Below are 17,917 nucleotides of genomic sequence, written 5' to 3' on the forward strand. Positions count from 1 at the left end.
CGGCGCGGACGGCTAGGGCGAACGCGATGGCCACCGCCCGTTTCGACCTGTTGATCCTCGGCGGCGGCCTGGCCGGAGGGCTGGCGGCGTTGGCGGTCACGGCAAGGCGGCCCGAGCTTCGCGTGGGGATCGTCGAAGCGGGCGAAACGCTGGGCGGCAATCACGTCTGGTCCTTTTTCGCCAGCGACCTCGTCCCAGCCGACCGCGAACTGATCGAGCCGTTGATCGTCCATCGCTGGGGCGGGTACGACGTCCACTTTCCGGCGCACCGGCGATCGATCGACGAGCCCTATCACTCGATGACCAGCGAACGGCTGGACGCGGTGGTTCGGGCGGCACTCCCGGCGGACTCGATCGTGCGCGGCGTGGTGGCCGAGGTCACTACCACTGTCGTCACGCTCGACGACGACCGGCGGATCGAAGCGGTGGCGGTGCTCGACACGCGCGGTGCGGGCGACTTGTCGGTGCTGTCATGTGGATGGCAGAAATTTGTCGGCCAGGTGCTGACCACCGACCAGCCGCACGGCATCGACCGCCCCACGGTGATGGATGCGACCGTCGACCAGGCCGAGGGCTATCGCTTCGTCTACGTGCTCCCGTTCGGGTTGAACGAATTGTTCGTCGAAGACACCTACTACAGCGACACGCCCGACCTCGACGTGGCGGCGTTGAGGTCGAGGATCGCCGACTACGCCTCCGCACGCGGATGGAAGATGAAGCCGACCAACCACGTCGAAACCGGCGTCCTTCCGGTCGTGATGAGCGGCAATTTCGACGATTATTGGCCCGCGTCCGACGGAGTCGCGCGCGGCGGGGTTCGGGCGGGACTGTTCCATCCGCTCACCAGCTATTCGCTGCCAGACGCAGTCCGCTTCGCGTCGTGGTTGTCGCGGGAGGCGCCGATCGACGGGCGACTGGCGAAGGCCACCCGCCAGCTTGCCCGGCGGTACTGGTCGCGCGGGTGGTTCGATCGCCTGCTCACCCGCATGTTGTTCAAGGCGGCGGCCCCGAGGGAACGCTATCGCATCCTCGAGCGCTTCTATCGCCTCCCCGCGCCGTTGATCGCCCGCTTCTATGCGGGCCGGTCGACCGTGGGCGATCGTATGCGCATCCTCGCGGGCAAGCCGCCCGTACCCATCCTGAAAGCCCTTCGCGCCATGATCGGACAGCCATGAAGAATGCCATCGTTATCGGATCGGGCTTCGGCGGGCTCGCGCTTGCGATCCGGCTGCAGTCGGCCGGGATCCAGACCACCATCGTCGAGGCCCGCGACAAGCCGGGCGGGCGCGCCTATCACTGGGAACGCGACGGCCACATGTTCGACGCCGGCCCGACCGTCATCACCGACCCCGACTGCCTGAAATCGCTGTGGGCGCTGAGCGGCCAGGACATGGCGCGCGACGTCACGCTGGTCCCGGTCAGCCCCTTCTACGCGCTTGATTGGCCCGATGGCACGCGCTTCGACTATTCGAACGACGACGAGAAATTGTTTGCTCAGATCGAGGCGCTCAATCCCGCCGACGTCGAGGGCTACAAGCGCTTCCTGGCTTACTCGGCGGGCGTGTTCGAGGAAGGCTATCTCAAGCTCGGCACCAAGGCGTTCGAAAGCTTCGGCGAAATGCTGAAGGCCGCGCCGGCGCTGGCCAAGTATCAGGCGTGGCGTTCGGTTTATTCGATCGTGTCAAAGTTTGTCGCCGAAGAACATTTGCGACAGGCATTGTCGTTCCACACGCTGCTGGTCGGCGGCAATCCGATGACCTGCTCGTCGATCTACGCGCTGATTCACAAGCTGGAGCGCGACGGCGGGGTATGGTTCGCGATGGGCGGCACCAACAAGCTGATCGCGGGCATGGTCGCACTGTTCGAGCGGATTGGCGGCGTCCTTCGCCTTAACGATCCTGCGGTCGCGATCGAAGTCGAGAATGGCAAGGCCAGGGCGGTGCGGACCAAGAGCGGCTGGCGCGGTGAGGCCGATGCTGTGGCCAGCAACGGCGACGTCGTCGCAAGCTATGGCCTGATCGAAGGCGACGCGCGCGGGCCGGCGCAGGTGAAGGCGCTTAAGCGCAAGCGCTACTCGCCGTCACTGTTCGTGCTTCACTTCGGGCTGGAAGGCACCTTCCCCGACATCCCGCACCACATGATCCTGTTCGGCCCGCGCTATCGCGAGCTGCTCGGCGACATCTACGATCGCGGCGTGGTCGCCGACGATCCCGCGCTTTACCTTCACCACCCGACCCGCACCGATCCGTCGATGGCGCCCGAGGGCTGCTCGACCTTCTACGCGCTCGCGCCCGTGCCGCACCTTGGCAAGGCCAAGGTCGATTGGGAAAAGGAAGGCGAGGCCTATGCCGACACGATCATCGACACGATCGCGGAGCGGCTGATCCCCGACATTCGCGGCCGGATCCGCACGCGCTTCCATTATGCGCCGAACGATTTCCAGTCGGACCTGTTCGCGCATCTCGGCAGCGCCTTCAGCCTGGAGCCGGTGCTGTGGCAGTCGGCGTGGTTCCGCACGCACAATCGGGACGACAAGATCTCCAACCTCTACTTCGTCGGCGCGGGCACGCATCCGGGCGCCGGCATCCCCGGCGTCGTGGGATCGGCGGAGGCGACCGCGGGACTGATGCTGGCGTGAACGAGGAGCGGGCCAACCTCGTCGAGGCGGCGGGCAAGACAATTGCGGTGGGATCGAAGAGCTTCCGCTTCGCCAGCCAGATCTTCGACCTGCCGACGCGTGAGCGGAGTTGGCTACTCTACGCCTGGTGCCGTGCCTGCGACGACATCACCGATGGCCAGACGCTGGGCCACGACGCCAAGGCGCCAGACAATCCCGCCGAGCGGATCGCCTTCCTGCGCGACCGCACCGACACGGCGCTGGCGGGCAAGCCGACTGGGCTGGTCCCGTTCGACGCGCTGGCGACGGTCGCGGCGGAGTGCGCGATCCCTGCCAACCTGCCGCACGATCACCTTGCCGGCTTCGCGCGGGACTCGGTCGGCTGGTCCCCGACGACCGAAGAGGATTTGCTGTCCTATTGCTACCAGGTCGCGGGCGCGGTCGGGGTGATGATGGGGCATGTCATGGGCGTCGATTCCGGGGACCGCGACACGCTCGACCGCGCATCGGACCTCGGCATCGCCTTCCAGCTGGCGAACATCGCGCGCGACCTTGCCGACGATGCGGAGGTGGGACGCAACTACATCCCGACCGAGTGGAAGCTCGACCCCGCCAAGGCCGCCGATCGTCCCGAGATCGCACGGCGGCTGGCGGATTTGGCGGAGCGGTATCGCCGATCGAGCAAGGTCGGCGCGGCGCGGCTTCCGTTCCGAAGCCGCTGGGCGGTGCTGAGCGCGGCCGGGATCTATGGCGAAGTCGCAACGCGCGCGGTCGCGCTTGGCCCCCGCGCCTGGGACAAGCGGCTGAGCATTTCGAAGGCGGAAAAGTTCGCGCTGGTGATCGAGGCGTTTGGCGAGGCGCTGATGCCCGCGCCGAAGGTCAGCCGCGAAGGGCTGTGGACTCGCCCGTAGACGCCCGCGGCGCCCTGACCCGCGCTTCATCGTTGGTTGCAAGTTCGGCCTTCAGCGCCTCGATCGTCGGGGCGTAGAGAAAGCCGAAGCTGACGGTGCCTTCGCGGCTTTCCACGATATGGTGCATCCGGTGCGCCTGGACGATCCGCTTGAAGTACGTCGAGCGGGGAACGACGCGATGCTCGACGCGGCGGTGGACGATGACGTCGTGGAAGCCGAAGTAGATCGCGCCATAGGCGGCGATGCCCGCTCCGACCCATGCGGCCCAATCGCCCCAGCCGCCCTGCACGCCGCCATAGAGCAACGCGATCGACGGAAGCGCGAAGATGACGCCGTAGAGGTCGTTGAGCTCGAAACGGCCGGTCCGCGGCCGGTGATGGCTCTTGTGAAGCACCCAGCCGAGGCGCCCGTGCATCACCCAGCGATGCATGACGTAAGCGAAGCCTTCCATGAAGGCGACGGTGCCGACGAGCAGCAAGAGACCCGAAATCAACGACATGGCGGAGCCATTACACCTATTACGCGGGCTTGTCGGCGATAAAGCTCATCAGCTGCGCCAGCGTCGCTTCCATCTGGTCCTGCATCTGGCTGATCAGCTCGTTCTCGCGCATGTTCTCGTGGTCAAGCGGCTTGGAATAGCTGTCCGAAAAGGCCTGCAGGTCCTCGGCGTCGAAAATGCCCTTGGCGACGAGCTTGGCGAGAATCACGAGCAGGCCGTTGGTGTTGGCGATATTCCCCGCGACCAGCGCCTCGTCGACCATCGACATCGTCGACTCGACCTCGTCCTCTTCCGTATCCTCGATGATGTCGTTCATCGGCCCAATGTGGCATCTTCGCGAGCGAGTGCAAGGCGGCCGAGCGTCCGCCATGCGTCGGCCTTGATAGCGTAGTTGAGCGTGTAGGCCGGACTCGACGACGGCAAGTCGATCAGCTCAATGGCCTCGAGGGCGCCCAGCGCACGCCGCCCGATCCTCGCGGCGGTCTTGCCGTTGAAGGCGATCGCCGCGAGGCGCGGATGAGTCGTGACATAATCGATCAGCGGGTTGGCCCGAACGTCTCTCATCGCGCCGTCGAGACTGCCGGTCCGCCGAGCCTCCCCAACCACGTCCCATAGCGCGATGCCGCGAGCGCTTAGCCGGTCGAGGCGATCGTGATAGTCGGCCTGAGCGAGCGGTTCGCCGATGGCATCGCCTAGGAGGCGCCAGAACTGATTTTGCGGATGGGCGTAGTAACGCTGCGCGCCGAGCGACGCCTCCCCCGGCAGGCTGCCGAGTATCAGCAGCACCGCATCTGTCGACCCGACCGGCGCCATCGACTGCTTGAGCGCGGAATCCATCCGTCCGACATAGCGGCAAGGCTTCCGCGCGGCCATTGCCCCGACCCCGTCGCAGCCGCTAAGTCGCGGCGATGGAGCCCGCCGACCTGCGCATCGCCCTCTTTTCGGGCAATTATAATTACGTTCGCGACGGGGCGAATCAGGCGCTCAATCGCCTGGTGGGATACCTGCTTCGGCGCGGCGCGCAGGTGCGGGTTTATTCCCCGGTGGTCGAGGATCCGGCGTTTCCGCCGACCGGCGACCTGGTCAACGTGCCGTCGATCGCGATCCCGGGGCGCAAGGAATATCGCCTGCCGATCGCGCTGCCCGCATCGGTGAAGGCCGACCTGGCCGCGTTCGACCCCAATGTCATCCATATCGCCAGCCCCGACATCGTCGCCCATCGCGCGGTCAGTTGGGCACGGCGGCGAAATGTCCCGGCGGTGGCGTCGGTCCACACGCGGTTCGACACCTATCTTCAATATTATCATCTCGCGATGCTCGAGCCGGTGGTGCGCGGACTTCTTCGCCGCCTTTACCAGCGCTGCGACGCGATCGTCGCCCCGGCGCTGTCGACCGCGTCGATCCTTCGTGCGCAACGGATGAACAAGGATATCTCGATCTGGGCACGCGGCGTCGATCGCAGCCAGTTCAATCCGAAGCGGCGCAGCATGGAATGGCGCCGCGAAATGGGGCTCGCCGACGACGACTTCGTCATCGGCTACCTTGGCCGGGTCGTCATGGAAAAAGGACTCGATGTGTTCGCCGACGCGATCCGCGCCGCGCGCGAGGCGGGGATCGAGCACCGTGTCCTCGTCATCGGCGAGGGCCCCGCGCGCGAATGGTTCGCGGCGCAACTGCCAGAGGATACGGTCTTCACCGGCGAACTGGCGGGGAACGAGCTGGCGCGGGCGCTGGCGTCGACCGACCTGTTCCTCAACCCCTCGATCACCGAGTCCTTCGGTAATGTCACGCTGGAGGCAATGGCGTGCGGGCTTCCCGTGATCGCGGCATCGGCGTCGGGCGCGACCAACCTCGTCCGCCACAAGCAGACCGGGATGCTGGTTACCCCTCAGGACACCGAAAGCTTCGTCGAGGCGATTGCCGCCTATCGCGACCCCGCGCTTCGGGCGAAGCACGGACGCGCGGGCCTGGCCTTCGCCAAGACGATGGACTGGGACGAGATCAACGCCGCGGTGCTTCGCGTCTATACGCGGGTCATCGCGCGGCGCCGGCCCCGCCCGTAGCCGCTTACTTCACGCGCTCGATCCGCCGGGCGGCGTCGTCGAGGATCTCGGTGATCTCGTGGACCAGCGCCTCGTCGAAGCCGCTCTGTTGCACGCGGTGGCGCAGCGCATTCATCAAATTGCCGATGGCCCGACCGATCGGCGGGTGATTGCCCGCCTCCCGCGACGGCTTGACCTCGTCGAGCCGCTCGAACAGCGCGTCGACCTCATCGCTATTCTCGTCGAGATGCGCCTTGCCTTCGTCGGTGACCGCGAATGCCTTGCGCGATCCTTCGGCCGCCTGCTCCTCGATCAGCCCCATGTCGGTCAGCATGGTCAGCGTTGGATAGACCACGCCCGGACTGGGCGCATAATCGCCGCCGGTTAGTTCCTCGATCGCCTTGATCAGGTCGTAGCCGTGGCGTGGTTCGTCGGCGATCAGCTTGAGCAGGACGAGGCGAAGCTCGCCCGATCCGAACATCCGCTTACGGCCGCGCGGGCCACGTGGACCGCCCCCGCCACCGCGAAAGCCGCGATCGCCGCGATCGCCGGGCATGTCGCCGAAGTCAAAGTGGAAGCCGCCGGGTCCGAAGTTCATGCCGAACCCCCGCCGTCCGCCGAAGACGAAGCGAGCACCACGCTCACGCGGACCGCATCCATGTTCATGTCTAAGCATCTTAATTCCTTCCAAGATGCGTCTAAGATATATCTTCGATAGGTCTTCGACAAGGGACGTCGTGGAAATTTTTGGGAGGCCCCCTATGTCGGGTCTCGCATGGCCGACCTGTTCCTCTCCGACGCTCCCAACGACACCGCCACCGATCCCGCTGCGCCGCTCGCCGACCGTCTGCGTCCCGCTTCGCTTGCCGACGTCGTCGGGCAAGATCATGTCACCGGCCCGGAAGGCGCGATCGGGCGAATGGTCGAGGCGGGCAAATTGTCGTCGATCATCCTGTGGGGCCCACCGGGCACGGGCAAGACAAGCATTGCGCGGTTGCTCGCCGACGCGGTCGGATTGCGCTTCGTGTCGCTCTCCGCCGTCTTCTCGGGCGTGGCAGACCTGAAAAAGGTCTTCGCCGAAGCGAAGGTCGCCGCGCGCGCGGGCCAGCGCACCTTACTATTCGTGGACGAAATCCACCGTTTCAATCGCGCGCAGCAGGACGGCTTCCTGCCGTTCGTCGAGGACGGGACGATCACGCTGGTCGGTGCGACGACCGAGAACCCCAGCTTCGAGCTTAACGCCGCGCTCTTGTCCCGCTGCCAGGTGCTGATCCTCCAGCGGCTCGACCGCGAAGCGCTCGGCCAGTTGCTCGACCGCGCCGAAGCAGAGATGGGCCGCCCGTTGCCGGTAACCGACGAGGCGCGTGATGCGCTGCTCGCGAGTGCCGACGGTGACGGGCGCTTCCTGCTCAACCAGGTCGAGACCTTATTCGATGTCGGATTGGAAGCCCCGCTCGATTCCGCCGGGCTCGCCTCGTTCCTGCAGCGCCGCGTCGCGGTCTACGACAAGGACCGCGAGGGGCATTACAACCTGATCTCGGCGCTGCATAAGTCGATCCGCGGGTCCGACCCGCAGGCAGCGCTTTACTATATGGCGCGGATGCTGGTTGCCGGGGAAGAACCGTTGTTCGTGCTTCGCCGGCTCGTCCGCGCAGCAGTCGAGGATGTCGGTCTCGCCGATCCGCAGGCCCTCGTGCAATGCCTTGCCGCCAAGGATGCCTACGATTTCCTCGGGTCGCCCGAAGGCGAACTGGCGATCGTTCAGGCGTGCCTGTACCTCGCCACCGCGCCCAAATCGAACGCGACCTACACCGCGATGAAGTCGTCGTGGCGATCGGCCAAGGAAACCGGGTCGCTGATGCCGCCGATGAACATCGTCAACGCGCCGACGCGGCTGATGAAGGACGCGGGCTATGGCAAGGGCTATGCCTATGATCATGATGCCGAGGACGGCTTTTCGGGCGCCAATTACTGGCCCGACGAAATGACTCCGCAGGATTATTATCGGCCGACCCCACGCGGTTTCGAGGCGAAGATCGCGGAGCGGCTTGCGTTCTGGGCGCAAAAGCGGAGAGAGTTGCGCGACGACATTTAAGCGACGCGAGGAACGCCATGTACCAGACCACCGAGCCCGCCGTGTACTGGCAACAGCAACTCGTCGAATGGGGTCCCAAGGTCCTGTTCGCGATCCTGATCCTCGTCGCGACGCATTTCATCGCCAAGGCGGTTCAGTGGGGCCTTGCCAAGCTGGTCGATCGGATGCCCGTCCTGAAGCGGCATCCCGGCACCGGCGGCGACAGCATCGGCACCGAGCTTGGCCGCCTTGCCTATTGGCTGGTTTGGCTGGTCGGCCTGATCGCGGCGCTCCAGCCGCTCGGCCTGTCGGGCGTGCTGACCCCGGTCACCAGCCTGACCAACGAAGTATTCGCCTTCCTGCCCCGCCTGCTGGGCGCAGGGCTGTTCTTCTTCGCCGGCCTGATCCTTGCCCGCGTCGTTCGCCACATCGTCGAGGCGGCGCTGGGCGCACTCAACCTCGAACGGCTCGCGGGTCGCGCGGGGCTGAAGCTGGGCGATTCCCCGGTCGCGGTCGACACGACCGGCGTTGCCAGCGAAGGCGCCGCGCCGGCGCGAAGCTCGATCGCGCGTGCGGTCGGCGTGACCGTCAGCGCCACGATCATCATCTTCGCCGCCATCGGCGCGCTGCAGATCCTCCAGATTTCGGCGATTTCCGATCCGGCGACGGCAATGCTTCAATCGATTGCGCTCGCCATTCCGCGCGTGCTTGCCGCGCTGGTGTGGCTGGCGATCGCCTTTCTGATCGGCCGCTGGGTCAAGACGCTGATCGAGACCGTCCTTCCCAGCCTTGGCTTCGACAATAGCGTCCGCGCGCTCGGCATCATGCCCGCCAGCGCCAACCCGTCGCGCCTGGTCGGCGCGGTCGCGATGACCGCGATCCTGCTGGCGGCAGCGATCGAGGCGGCGCGGCAGCTTGGCGGCGATACGCTCGCGGCGCTGCTGTTCCAGATCACCGAGCTTGGCGGCAAGGTCATCTTCGGCACGGTCATCATCGTCGTCGGCCTGTTCCTGGCGCGCATCCTCGCGGGTCTGGTCGGATCGTCGACCGGTGAGGGCAATTACGCCGGCACGATCGTCAAATACGCAATCGTCGCGCTGTTCACCGCGATCGGGCTAACCTTCATGGGGCTGGCCGACCTGATCGTGCAGATGGCGTTCGGCCTGATCCTGGGCAGCGCCGCCATCGCCACCGCGATTGCCTTCGGGCTCGGCGGGCGCGAATTCGCGGCGCGGCTGCTCGACGACTGGTATCGCGGTGCGGGCCCGGTCGCCCCGCCGCCCCCGCCGAGGCTGAAGCGCGCGGTCCCGCCGACCGACGACAGCCAGCCGCCGCTGGTGTGAGGCACTTCGCGTCGACGGTCGCGATCGACTGGTCGGGCGCGAAGGGAAAGAAGCACAAGGGCATCGCGGTGGCCGAGGCGCGCGGCGACGAGGCGCCGATCCTCGTTCGCCCGGGTCATGTCTGGTCTCGAAGCGAAGTGCTCGACTGGCTGCTCGACCGAGCCGCAGCGGAGCCGACATTGTTCGGCTTCGACTTCAGCTTCGCCCCTCCATACGTCGAGCGCGGCGCCTATCTGCCCGGCGAAGACGGCATTCCCGACACGGCGCGCGACTTCTGGGCCTATGTCGACCGAGTGAGCGACGACGAGGATCTGGGTGCGGCCTCGTTTCTGGAGCAGGCGCACCGACGCCATTTCTACTTCGGCATCGCCGACGGGCGGAAGGCCGACTTCGTCCACTTCCGCCGCTGTGACGCCGCGCTCAACGCGCAGGGCGGGCGCAAGACCGCGAGCGCCTATGACGCGATCGGCGCGGCGCAGGTCGCGAAGGCGAGTTTCTCGGGCATGCGCCTGCTCCACCGCATCGACGGACAGGTCGCGATCTGGCCAATGGACGAGCTCGGCGCCGGGCAGAGCGCGGTGGTGGAGATCTACACGCGCATCTACATTCGCAATGCGGGCCTGCCGGGGAAGAAAATCCGGTCGGCGGAAGAATTGGACGAAGCGCTGATCGCGCTCGGCTCACCCCCTGCCCGTCTCGACCGCGACCCCAGCGACCATGAGAGCGACGCGCTGATCACCGCCGCGGGAATGCGCGCGCACTTGGCGCACCCCGAGGCCTTTGCGCCTGTCGCGATGACCGAGGCGATTGCGCGAAGCGAGGGATGGACGTTCGGGGTGACCTGACGCTAATGGCGGCCCCGCGTGCCGGTTTAGCTCAGTTGGTAGAGCAGCGGTTTTGTAAACCGAAGGTCGCGGGTTCGACTCCTGCAACCGGCACCATCAATTTACTCGCGCTGACCGTTCCTTTGGCCAAGGGTAGGACAAGTCGCCGATCGCCATCCGATCAGTCCGGTTCGGCGAGGTCGCTCGTATATTGCTGCGCCTTATGCCCGTCGGGCAAGGTGTCGACTGCGATTGCGACAGTGCCAAGCAAATGTTCGAGCGCGGCGCGTGCCGGACCGGCATGGCGCATCGACCCGCGTGACAGCGACAGCAGGATGGTGCCGTCGACGCGCTGGTGAAGCGCATATTGTGCGATTGGCAGTGGCCGGAGGGCGTGGGTCACCTCGATGTTGTTGCGCCATGCGCCGGCCGCGTCTCGGAAGCGCACCGGTCGCCGCCCGACCAGGTCGATGATCACCCGCTCCCCCCTAACGGTTGCGAGCGCGCCCTGGTCGCCGGTGCGATAGCGCAGCAGCGGCAGGCAGAAATTGAAGCCGCCGGTGACGGTCAGCTCGCCGCGCTCTCCGTCGGGAAGCGCGCGTCCTTGCTCGTCAATGACCTCGACCCACAGCCGATCCTGCAGCAGGACATGCGCGCCCAGCGAAGGGTCGAACACCGCGATCGGCCCGACCTCGTTCATCGAATAAAGGTCGAGCACGGGGCAGCCGAACCTTTCTTCCAGCGCCGACCGGAGACCGTCGCTCAGCATCATCGAGACCGACAGCAGTGCCCTGGGACGGCTGGTGACGCCGAGGTCCAGCAGCACTTCGAACGACAGGGGATCGCCAGCGATAAACTCGGGCGCGAGTGCATCGATGTAGGCGGCTCGGTCGTCGGGGGAATGCCAATCGTCGGGGTGGAGGTTGATCTTGGCGAGGCCGGACTCGCCCATTTGCGGAGTCACCGACGTATAGGTGAAACAGGTTTGCTGATGTCCTATCAGCACCACGCCAACCTGCCCCGCGCCATGCTTCGGCACGATCCCGAACAGTGCCAGCGCCCGCTTGTGGAAGCTGAGGTAGCGGCCCGCGACCTGCGGGTGCGAGGGGACCAGCAGGCTGTGGCCCGTGGTGCCGGTCGTCTGGAAATTGATCAGGCGCGAAAGATCGACCGGGTCGGGGACGAAGCGGGCAATGTCCTGGGCAAGATCGGCGCGCGATACGGGTTGGACATCCGCCAAGGTCGCCGGCACCGGGCCGAGCGCGCGATAATGAGGGATGTCGTCAAAGCATTGCCGAATGAAGTCCGGCAGCCATGGTGGCTGGCTCTGTCCGGTCACTGCGGGACCGAGTTCCGCCTCGAACAAGGCAAGCGCGGACAGATCATCACTGGTCAGGCGGTTGCCGCTTTGATTGCGGTAACGCGGCGCTTTCTGATGTTCGCGCATGAAGGTCAGGATTGCCCGACCCTGCGCGGTCAAGGTCGGATAGCGGTCGTCGTCGTCGGCATCTCGGGTCATTCGCGCGTCCATTTATCGGCCGACTCATGTGCCGCCTTGCGCGCCAGCGCGTCGCGAACCTCGCGGGCGCGCTGCTCGGCGAGACGGCTGGCGTCGAGCAGCCGCGCTCGTTCCAGCGCGCTGACCGCGGACAGCCGGTCGCGGGCCTGTTCGGCGCTCTCGCCTGCCGGTCGCAGCCCCAGCCGCGCCAGCATGGTGCGCGCCAGTTCCTCGCGCCGGTCGGCTTGCTCGACATAAGCGTGCGCGCTCGCCTGCCCGGCCAGCTCGCCGAGCGACGTCAACAGGAAGTCCGACAGGCGGGACGGGGCGGGCGGCCGGTCGCGCAGCCAGTCGTCGGCCAGGAGCCAGGCGGCGATTGAACCGAGCATCAATCGGTTGCGCTGGTCGCCTGGCTGACCGGCCGCGAAGGCGCGCCGGATGGTACCATCGACGCCAAGGCCCAGGTCGTGGATGACGTCGCCCAGAAGGGCCGCGACCGCCACGCCGTCGCGCTGGGCAAGCGCGGGCTCGCCAAGGAAATCGGCGGGGGTTTCGGCAATCCTGCGCAGGATCGCTTCGAGGGGCGGGCCAAGATCGTTCATTCGTTCACGCCGCAAACTTCCCGAAAAACTGGGTCGATGGACAGTCGTCGCACACTGCCGCCCTATGCCGTTGCCGGGACTGGCGGAAGCGCGCCGCAAGGCTGTCCACGTCGGCCACGGTCCGCAGCTGGTCGATGGCCACCCCATGGTCATCGAGCGTGAAGCTGCACGGACCGATCCGGCCAAGCTCATCGACGAATAGGAATTGCTCGCCGGGGCCGCAGTCGTGCACCGCGAGCGGGTGACCGCGCGTGCTGGCGTCGATCCGCGCGAGATAGTCCGGGCTGGCGCACAGCCGAACACCGCGCGCGCCAAGCTCGTCCTTTAGCGCGGGAATCGTGTCGGAAAGCCGTCGGCTATCGTCTGGACGCAGCGCCTGTGCGGGAAAGAAGTCGGGCCTGTCCCGGCCGCCAAGCTGGTTGAAGGTGATGTCGTCGATTCCCCAGTCGGCAAGCGTTCGGCAAAGGTCGGCAAAAGACGGCAGCGTCGCCTGCATCAGCACGATATTGGCGCGAAGTTTCAGCCGAGCGCCCTCCCGGGCCCGCTCAGAGGCAAGCGCCACAATCGCAGATCGAACCCGGTCGTAAGCCCCGGGCGCACCCCGCAGTCCGTCATGGACAGACGCAGGCCCGTCGAGGCTGAAGGTCACTTCCGCGAAATGATCGAGCAGGTGGCGACGCACCTCCAGATTGTCCATTCGCGTGCCATTACTGGTCATGCTGAGGGCGACGGCCGCATGACGCGCGAGGCGGGCAGAGAGCCCGAACAACGGTCGCCAGAGCATCGGCTCGCCGCCGAGCCAACTGACGAGCAGGGGCTCGCCCCGCATCCGGGCGGCATCGGCGACAAGGCCGATCACCCGCTCGACCTCGTCAGGATCGGCGGCATGGCGGGCAATCGGCAGCCGCCGGTCGTAGGCGCAAAAACCGCACGAGAAATTGCAGTGGGTGGTGATGCGCCAAAGCAGGATCATGCGGCAACCCTGTCTGAAGCCTGCTGATAATGGCGCTTGGCGAAGCGGCGCGCGAAGTCGAGCAAATCTTCGAACGTGAGGACGCGCTCGATTTCCCAACCTTGCTCCCGCGCGCGGGTCATCCACGCGAGATCGTCCCGAACCATATTGAGCGCCATCATCCCGCCGCCGCGCGCCGCCTTCAACGCCATGGCCGACACGTCCCAGCCGCTGTTCCCGCGTTCGTCGGCGTCGAACATGGTCGAAATGCCGTCGTCGCTGATCTGGACGATGCGAACCGCCCGTGCGTCTTCTTTTCGGTTGGCGTAAGTGTCGCGCAGCTTGTGGATGGGAAAGGCGGTCGCACCGCCGAAATAGCCCGTCAGAATGGCCAGGATCGCATCCTCCTGGTTCGAAAAGCCGTCGGTCGACATCATCTGCTGCTTGCCGCTCCACAGCGTGACTTGCACCTTGGCGCCGGTACGCAGGGCCGACAGCGCGATGATGGCACCGGCGAGCGTGAGGAAGGAGATGCGTCGGCGGGGGTCGGGCATCGACCCGCTGCTGTCGACGTAGAGGTCGAGATCCACCGGTTGGGTGCGGACTTCCTCGCCCGCGACCTCACCGTACGTCCGGCGCACCGTGGTCAGTCCGGGGATAGGATGCGGGGATTGGGCAAGCGTCGACAGCCAGTCGATCTCGTCGAACGAATCGCCAAATTCCCACGGCTCGAGCCCCTCCATCTGAGGCTCGGTCGCGCCCGGCTGTCGAAGCGTGGGGAACGGGACGAGGTGGGGAATGGCCTGTTCGCGATAGTAGAGCGCCGCGATCTGCTCGTCCGTCAGGTCGATCCCACCTGCGCGGAGGATCTCGCCATATTCCCACGTCTCGCGCCGCTGGCCGGCGCCGCTGCCCTTCGATGGCTCGATCGGCTTATTGGTATCCGCACCTTCCGTGTCCTGGCCGGTGATGCGCGGATCCTGCGACGGGTGCAGGCTCGGCCCGCCCTCCCCCTCCTCCATGTCGCTAAGGCCCACCGCGTCGCCGCCAAGCGCCGCGTCGCGCGTGTCGAACAGGGCATCGGCCGGGCCGAGCGCATTCTGGTCTTCAACCAGGTACGGCAGCACCAGCGCGGTAAAGCGGCTCGCCCCGACCAGCCAGTCGCGGGCATAGACGCGGACGATCCGCGCGCCGAGCCACGCATCGCCGAGCAGGCGCGCGTCCTCCGTCTCCCCGCCGATCGATCCGCGGTCGAGCGACCAGAGCGATTCGTAAATGCCCATGTAAAAACGCCACAGCCGGCTCGACGACGCGCCGCTGACGGCGGCCAGCGCGCGGTAGATGTCGCCGATCCGCAGCCCTTCTTGCCGTTGCAGCCGGTCGTTGATCAGCAGGTCGGTGAATAGGTTGGCGACCATCGGGGCATGCGCTTCGAGGGTCGGGAGTTCCTTGCGGATGCGGGCGATCAGCCGGAGGTGATCGGTCGGCGTCGCGGGGGCGAGGACATGGTGGCCAATTTCATGCGCAAGCACTTCGACACCATAGTCTTCGAGCGCGAAGCGGCGTACCTGCGGCAGATCGATGACCACGCTTTTGTCGGCAAGCCGGATCATCGCGAAGCTGCCCTGCAATCCTTCGCGCGCTGCGTCGGGCGAGCTGACGCAAAGAAGGGGATCGTGGAGCCGCGTATACTTGCTCCAATGGGCAAGCGCGGCGGGCCAGTCGGCGCGCCAGCGCGCGACCAACTCCTCGTCGGTCATGCTCATGGCCGCCGCCGCGAATAGACCCTGAGCTGGTAGGACCAGGGCGAGGCGAGCGCGATGCTGTCGTCAGTGAGCGCCATGGCCAGCCCGTTCGCGGGCAAGTCGCACTCCAGCGGGTGACCGTCGACCTCGACGCCCCGGTCAAGCGTGACCGGCGCGGGGTTGGCGGCCTTGGCGCCGGTGAGCGCTTCGGCGAAAACCGGACGCAGGGTCGCTCCATAGGTATCGGCGTCGAGCAGAAAGTGCTGATCACCCGAGCGTGCGAAGAATGCGTTGCCGAACGCGAACAGCACCGGAGGCACGGGAAAGCGACCGCCGAGCCCGGTGAAGCTGCCGACGCGATGGCCTTCGCTTGGCGTACTGCCATCGGGACGCCACCAGCGCGACGATCGGAACGAGGCGACGATCTCGTCCCACGAGGCGTCGGGTTGCGCGCTCACCGCCTGGAGCGCCAGCGCGGGGTTGATTGCTACCCCGAGCGCGGCATCGCGAAGATGCGCCGCTCCCGCGCGCCAACCGGCAAGGATGACCAGCGCGCGAAGATCGGGCACCGAACGCACCTCGCCGCCAAGCCGCGCCAGAATATCCATCCACTCGTCGATCCGCACTCCCGGCACGGCGGCCAGGTTGATCGCGGCGTTGGTCAGCGCGCCGAGCGTATCGCGCGGATTGATGGCGACGAGAGGGGCGAGTGCCGGGGCGACCTCGCGCCACAGCTTCAGCACCATCGCCGAGCGCGGGGTGTCGCCTGCACGCCCATGCTCGACCAGCGACAGCGCCATGTCGAACACTGTGTCGATAAACGCCGCGCCGCCGTCGGGTCGCTCGCGCAGGACATGGCCAAGCAACGGATCGACCGGATCGCGCAGGAAGGCGGACAGCGCGGCGGTGTCGAGGTTCGGCTGCCGCGAGCGAGCCATCGCGACGCGCGCGTTAAGGCCGGCCCGCCGGTCCGCCAGCAGATCGGCGAGCGGCGCGCTGACCGGCATCAGCGGGTTTCGAGCCACGCGAGATAGTTCGTGTAGCGCTGGTGCAGATATTTCAGCTTGAGCAAGTCGTCGTAGAGCGGGCCGTAGAGCTTGCGCCCCTTGCCGAGCTCCGTCACCAGCCGTTCGATGCGGGTCAGCCGGCTTCGCACGGTCCGCGCTTCCAGCCCGTGAAGCCCTTGATCGAACTCGGTCGACAGCGCCCCGACCGGATCGTCGCGATCGAGATCGAGCCGGTCGTATTCGGCGTTCGAGGAATCGAACAAGGCGCGCAGCCAGCTTAGTCGGTCGGCGCGATAGGCGGCATTCTCGGGTCGGGCGAAGAAAGGCGCGTCGACGTCGGGATGAAGCTTGTCGTTGAGGACGAACGGCAGCACCTGGCGCACGTCTTCGAGGTCGACCTCGGCTGAGCCGCGGAACCAGCTCATCGCCTTGGCGAAGGTGAGCAGCGTCATCAGGTTGCGAACCGACAGGCCATTCATCGTCTGGCAGCCCAAGTCCTTGAGCCGGTCGCGCCCTTGGTCCGCAGCAACCGCCGCCGCCCAGTCGACCCGCGACAGACGCGCGGTGTCCTTGGTCATATATTCGAACTGCTCGCCGGCCGATTCGAACAGCTCGAACTGGCTGCTGAAGAATTCGATGCGACGGCGGACGTGCTCGGGAACGGGAATGGCGCGAATGGCGCGGGTCATCCGGTCGAGCTCTTCGGTCGTGAAAACGATCTGCGACGGGACGACATCCTCGGGCCGGACATTGGCCTCGATCCGCATCAGCAGGTCGTTGAGGAAGCGCGGATTGAACGACAGCGCCTGGACGATAACGTCGATGCGGTCGCGCAGCGCCTCGATCACCTGATAGGTGCCGCCGCCCGCATCGTCATTGGCGGTCAGGTACCATGCGGCATCGGGACATTCGTAGATGTGGCCCAGCACCTCGGCATAATTGTCGCCCATCACCGTCAGCAACGCGCTCTGCGTGCGGGTCGGGATGCGATTATATTCGTCGATGATCCTGACCCGCATCGACAGCCAAGGGCGCCAAGCGATGCGGATTTCTTCCATCGACTGCGCGCCGACGAGATCGGCGGGGAGTGGATTGCCGAGCAGGTCGGCGATTGTCATCTGCGGATGGCCATGCTGCATCGAGCGACGAACCTCGCGCGGGCTGTAGCCGGCAAGGACGCCCATCAAGATCGCGCTGGCGGTCTTGCCGCGCCCGGGGCCGCCGACGAACAGGCACTTGCTGCGCGTGGCGAAGGTCAGCAGCGGCAGGAGGACGTAAGACGAATAGCTCTGGGCCGAGGGGAGCACCAGTTCGGACCCGCTGTCACCGATCGGAAAGGCGGCGGGCGGACCGTCATTATATTCAATGTCGTAATGCGGGCTGATGATCGCGTGATTGACGATCCAGAAATAGGCCTGGCGCAGCTTCTCGTCGAGCGGCAGCGCCCCGTCCGCCTCGGCGTCGGACACCGCCAGCGGCCCTTCGAACAGTTCGGCGACATCATACGCCGTCGATTGGCGCGCGGCAGCTGGATTGGTCGGCGACTTGGAAATCGAAGAGAAGATGTTCAGCAGATCCGACCCAAACGCCATTCGACAACCCTCAATTTCCGGTATCGGAATTTGTAGTGTCGGGACCCGCTTTGGCAATTGCTTTCACCGATGCGAAATTCGGCTCGAATAGAAAAATCAGTCGGCCCGCCGAAAGCAGATGTGCCGCTGTTCGGCGCTGCTGAAAAAAATTTTCGGTGGCCGTGGAACCCGAACCCGCGACCGACGTTTTGCTATCGTGGTTCAATTCTTC

The 17,917-nt window shown here is 66.1% G+C and carries 17 protein-coding genes and 1 tRNA gene; 8 read left to right on the forward strand and 10 right to left on the reverse strand.

What is annotated here, in order from left to right; translation table 11 throughout:
- The first annotated feature begins 26 nt into the window (after positions 1-26).
- From crtY to SH584_RS04875, 3 genes are read left to right on the forward strand one after another with little or no spacing between them, the layout of a single operon-like run.
- Complete coding sequence (gene crtY / locus SH584_RS04865) at positions 27-1,175, forward strand: lycopene beta-cyclase CrtY (protein WP_324808992.1); 1,149 nt, start codon at positions 27-29, stop codon at positions 1,173-1,175.
- On the forward strand, positions 1,172-2,638 hold the full coding sequence (locus tag SH584_RS04870; protein WP_324808994.1) for a phytoene desaturase: 1,467 nt from the start codon (positions 1,172-1,174) through the stop codon (positions 2,636-2,638). Before crtY ends, SH584_RS04870 begins: the two co-directional genes overlap by 4 nt.
- Positions 2,635-3,528, forward strand: coding sequence for a phytoene/squalene synthase family protein (locus SH584_RS04875; protein WP_324808996.1), 894 nt, complete (start codon positions 2,635-2,637; stop codon positions 3,526-3,528). Before SH584_RS04870 ends, SH584_RS04875 begins: the two co-directional genes overlap by 4 nt.
- Here the strand turns inward: SH584_RS04875 and SH584_RS04880 are convergent.
- From SH584_RS04880 to SH584_RS04890, 3 genes are read right to left on the reverse strand one after another with little or no spacing between them, the layout of a single operon-like run.
- Complete coding sequence (locus SH584_RS04880) at positions 3,497-4,027, reverse strand: sterol desaturase family protein (RefSeq protein WP_324808998.1); 531 nt, start codon at positions 4,025-4,027, stop codon at positions 3,497-3,499. The genes SH584_RS04875 and SH584_RS04880 overlap by 32 nt on opposite strands.
- A 19-nt stretch (positions 4,028-4,046) precedes the next feature.
- Positions 4,047-4,343 carry a hypothetical protein gene (locus SH584_RS04885; RefSeq protein ID WP_324809000.1) on the reverse strand — a complete coding sequence of 99 codons (297 nt, stop codon included), beginning with the start codon at positions 4,341-4,343 and terminating at the stop codon, positions 4,047-4,049.
- Complete coding sequence (locus tag SH584_RS04890; RefSeq protein WP_324809002.1) at positions 4,340-4,900, reverse strand: DNA-deoxyinosine glycosylase; 561 nt, start codon at positions 4,898-4,900, stop codon at positions 4,340-4,342. Before SH584_RS04890 ends, SH584_RS04885 begins: the two co-directional genes overlap by 4 nt.
- Before the next feature lie 35 nt (positions 4,901-4,935).
- Between SH584_RS04890 and SH584_RS04895 the strand changes: the two genes are divergently transcribed.
- Positions 4,936-6,090 (forward strand): glycosyltransferase family 4 protein, encoded by a 1,155-nt coding sequence (locus SH584_RS04895; RefSeq protein WP_324809004.1) that lies wholly within the window; start codon positions 4,936-4,938, stop codon positions 6,088-6,090.
- A gap of 4 nt (positions 6,091-6,094) precedes the next feature.
- On the opposite strand, the gene SH584_RS04900 is transcribed toward SH584_RS04895, so the two are convergent.
- Positions 6,095-6,667, reverse strand: a complete 573-nt coding sequence (locus SH584_RS04900) for a PadR family transcriptional regulator (protein ID WP_324809006.1) — start codon at positions 6,665-6,667, stop codon at positions 6,095-6,097.
- A 177-nt stretch (positions 6,668-6,844) separates the two neighbouring features.
- Here SH584_RS04900 and SH584_RS04905 point away from each other — a divergent pair, with 177 nt between their 5' ends.
- From SH584_RS04905 to SH584_RS04920, 4 genes are all read left to right on the forward strand, one after another.
- Positions 6,845-8,164 (forward strand): replication-associated recombination protein A, encoded by a 1,320-nt coding sequence (locus SH584_RS04905; protein ID WP_324809008.1) that lies wholly within the window; start codon positions 6,845-6,847, stop codon positions 8,162-8,164.
- Between the two features lie 17 nt (positions 8,165-8,181).
- Positions 8,182-9,486 (forward strand): mechanosensitive ion channel, encoded by a 1,305-nt coding sequence (locus tag SH584_RS04910; protein WP_324809010.1) that lies wholly within the window; start codon positions 8,182-8,184, stop codon positions 9,484-9,486.
- A complete protein-coding gene (locus SH584_RS04915; protein WP_324809011.1) occupies positions 9,483-10,331 on the forward strand; it encodes a hypothetical protein in 849 nt (282 codons plus the stop codon). Before SH584_RS04910 ends, SH584_RS04915 begins: the two co-directional genes overlap by 4 nt.
- A gap of 20 nt (positions 10,332-10,351) precedes the next feature.
- Positions 10,352-10,427 (forward strand) — tRNA-Thr (locus tag SH584_RS04920).
- Between the two features lie 64 nt (positions 10,428-10,491).
- On the opposite strand, the gene SH584_RS04925 is transcribed toward SH584_RS04920, so the two are convergent.
- The 6 genes from SH584_RS04925 to SH584_RS04950 are packed head-to-tail and all read right to left on the reverse strand — an operon-like array spanning position 10,492 to position 17,706.
- On the reverse strand, positions 10,492-11,829 hold the full coding sequence (locus SH584_RS04925; RefSeq protein ID WP_324809012.1) for an AMP-binding protein: 1,338 nt from the start codon (positions 11,827-11,829) through the stop codon (positions 10,492-10,494).
- Positions 11,826-12,410 carry a hypothetical protein gene (locus SH584_RS04930; RefSeq protein ID WP_324809014.1) on the reverse strand — a complete coding sequence of 195 codons (585 nt, stop codon included), beginning with the start codon at positions 12,408-12,410 and terminating at the stop codon, positions 11,826-11,828. The genes SH584_RS04925 and SH584_RS04930 overlap by 4 nt, the downstream gene beginning before the upstream one ends.
- A gap of 4 nt (positions 12,411-12,414) precedes the next feature.
- Positions 12,415-13,383, reverse strand: coding sequence for a radical SAM protein (locus SH584_RS04935; RefSeq protein ID WP_324809015.1), 969 nt, complete (start codon positions 13,381-13,383; stop codon positions 12,415-12,417).
- Entirely contained in the window at positions 13,380-15,128 is a 1,749-nt protein-coding gene (locus tag SH584_RS04940; RefSeq protein ID WP_324809017.1) for a hypothetical protein, read from the reverse strand. The genes SH584_RS04935 and SH584_RS04940 overlap by 4 nt, the downstream gene beginning before the upstream one ends.
- Positions 15,125-16,132 carry a hypothetical protein gene (locus SH584_RS04945; RefSeq protein WP_324809018.1) on the reverse strand — a complete coding sequence of 336 codons (1,008 nt, stop codon included), beginning with the start codon at positions 16,130-16,132 and terminating at the stop codon, positions 15,125-15,127. Before SH584_RS04945 ends, SH584_RS04940 begins: the two co-directional genes overlap by 4 nt.
- A complete protein-coding gene (locus SH584_RS04950; RefSeq protein WP_324809019.1) occupies positions 16,114-17,706 on the reverse strand; it encodes an AAA family ATPase in 1,593 nt (530 codons plus the stop codon). Before SH584_RS04950 ends, SH584_RS04945 begins: the two co-directional genes overlap by 19 nt.
- Positions 17,707-17,917: the final 211 nt, after the last annotated feature.

This window comes from Sphingomonas sp. LY29, assembly GCF_035593985.1.
Classification (GTDB): Bacteria; Pseudomonadota; Alphaproteobacteria; order Sphingomonadales; family Sphingomonadaceae; genus Sphingomicrobium.

What these genes read in the sequence shown, in the direction of transcription:
- SH584_RS04885 (WP_324809000.1), bottom strand. Translation starts at nt 4,343, where the DNA reads ATGAACGACATCATCGAGGATACGGAAGAGGACGAGGTCGAGTCGACG.
- SH584_RS04900 (WP_324809006.1), bottom strand. Translation starts at nt 6,667, where the DNA reads ATGAACTTCGGACCCGGCGGCTTCCACTTTGACTTCGGCGACATGCCC.
- SH584_RS04890 (WP_324809002.1), bottom strand. Translation starts at nt 4,900, where the DNA reads ATGGCCGCGCGGAAGCCTTGCCGCTATGTCGGACGGATGGATTCCGCG.
- SH584_RS04880 (WP_324808998.1), bottom strand. Translation starts at nt 4,027, where the DNA reads ATGTCGTTGATTTCGGGTCTCTTGCTGCTCGTCGGCACCGTCGCCTTC.
- SH584_RS04925 (WP_324809012.1), bottom strand. Translation starts at nt 11,829, where the DNA reads ATGACCCGAGATGCCGACGACGACGACCGCTATCCGACCTTGACCGCG.
- SH584_RS04950 (WP_324809019.1), bottom strand. Translation starts at nt 17,706, where the DNA reads ATGGCGTTTGGGTCGGATCTGCTGAACATCTTCTCTTCGATTTCCAAG.
- crtY (WP_324808992.1), top strand. Translation starts at nt 27, where the DNA reads ATGGCCACCGCCCGTTTCGACCTGTTGATCCTCGGCGGCGGCCTGGCC.
- SH584_RS04895 (WP_324809004.1), top strand. Translation starts at nt 4,936, where the DNA reads ATGGAGCCCGCCGACCTGCGCATCGCCCTCTTTTCGGGCAATTATAAT.
- SH584_RS04930 (WP_324809014.1), bottom strand. Translation starts at nt 12,410, where the DNA reads ATGAACGATCTTGGCCCGCCCCTCGAAGCGATCCTGCGCAGGATTGCC.
- SH584_RS04940 (WP_324809017.1), bottom strand. Translation starts at nt 15,128, where the DNA reads ATGAGCATGACCGACGAGGAGTTGGTCGCGCGCTGGCGCGCCGACTGG.
- SH584_RS04870 (WP_324808994.1), top strand. Translation starts at nt 1,172, where the DNA reads ATGAAGAATGCCATCGTTATCGGATCGGGCTTCGGCGGGCTCGCGCTT.
- SH584_RS04910 (WP_324809010.1), top strand. Translation starts at nt 8,182, where the DNA reads ATGTACCAGACCACCGAGCCCGCCGTGTACTGGCAACAGCAACTCGTC.
- SH584_RS04905 (WP_324809008.1), top strand. Translation starts at nt 6,845, where the DNA reads ATGGCCGACCTGTTCCTCTCCGACGCTCCCAACGACACCGCCACCGAT.
- SH584_RS04935 (WP_324809015.1), bottom strand. Translation starts at nt 13,383, where the DNA reads ATGATCCTGCTTTGGCGCATCACCACCCACTGCAATTTCTCGTGCGGT.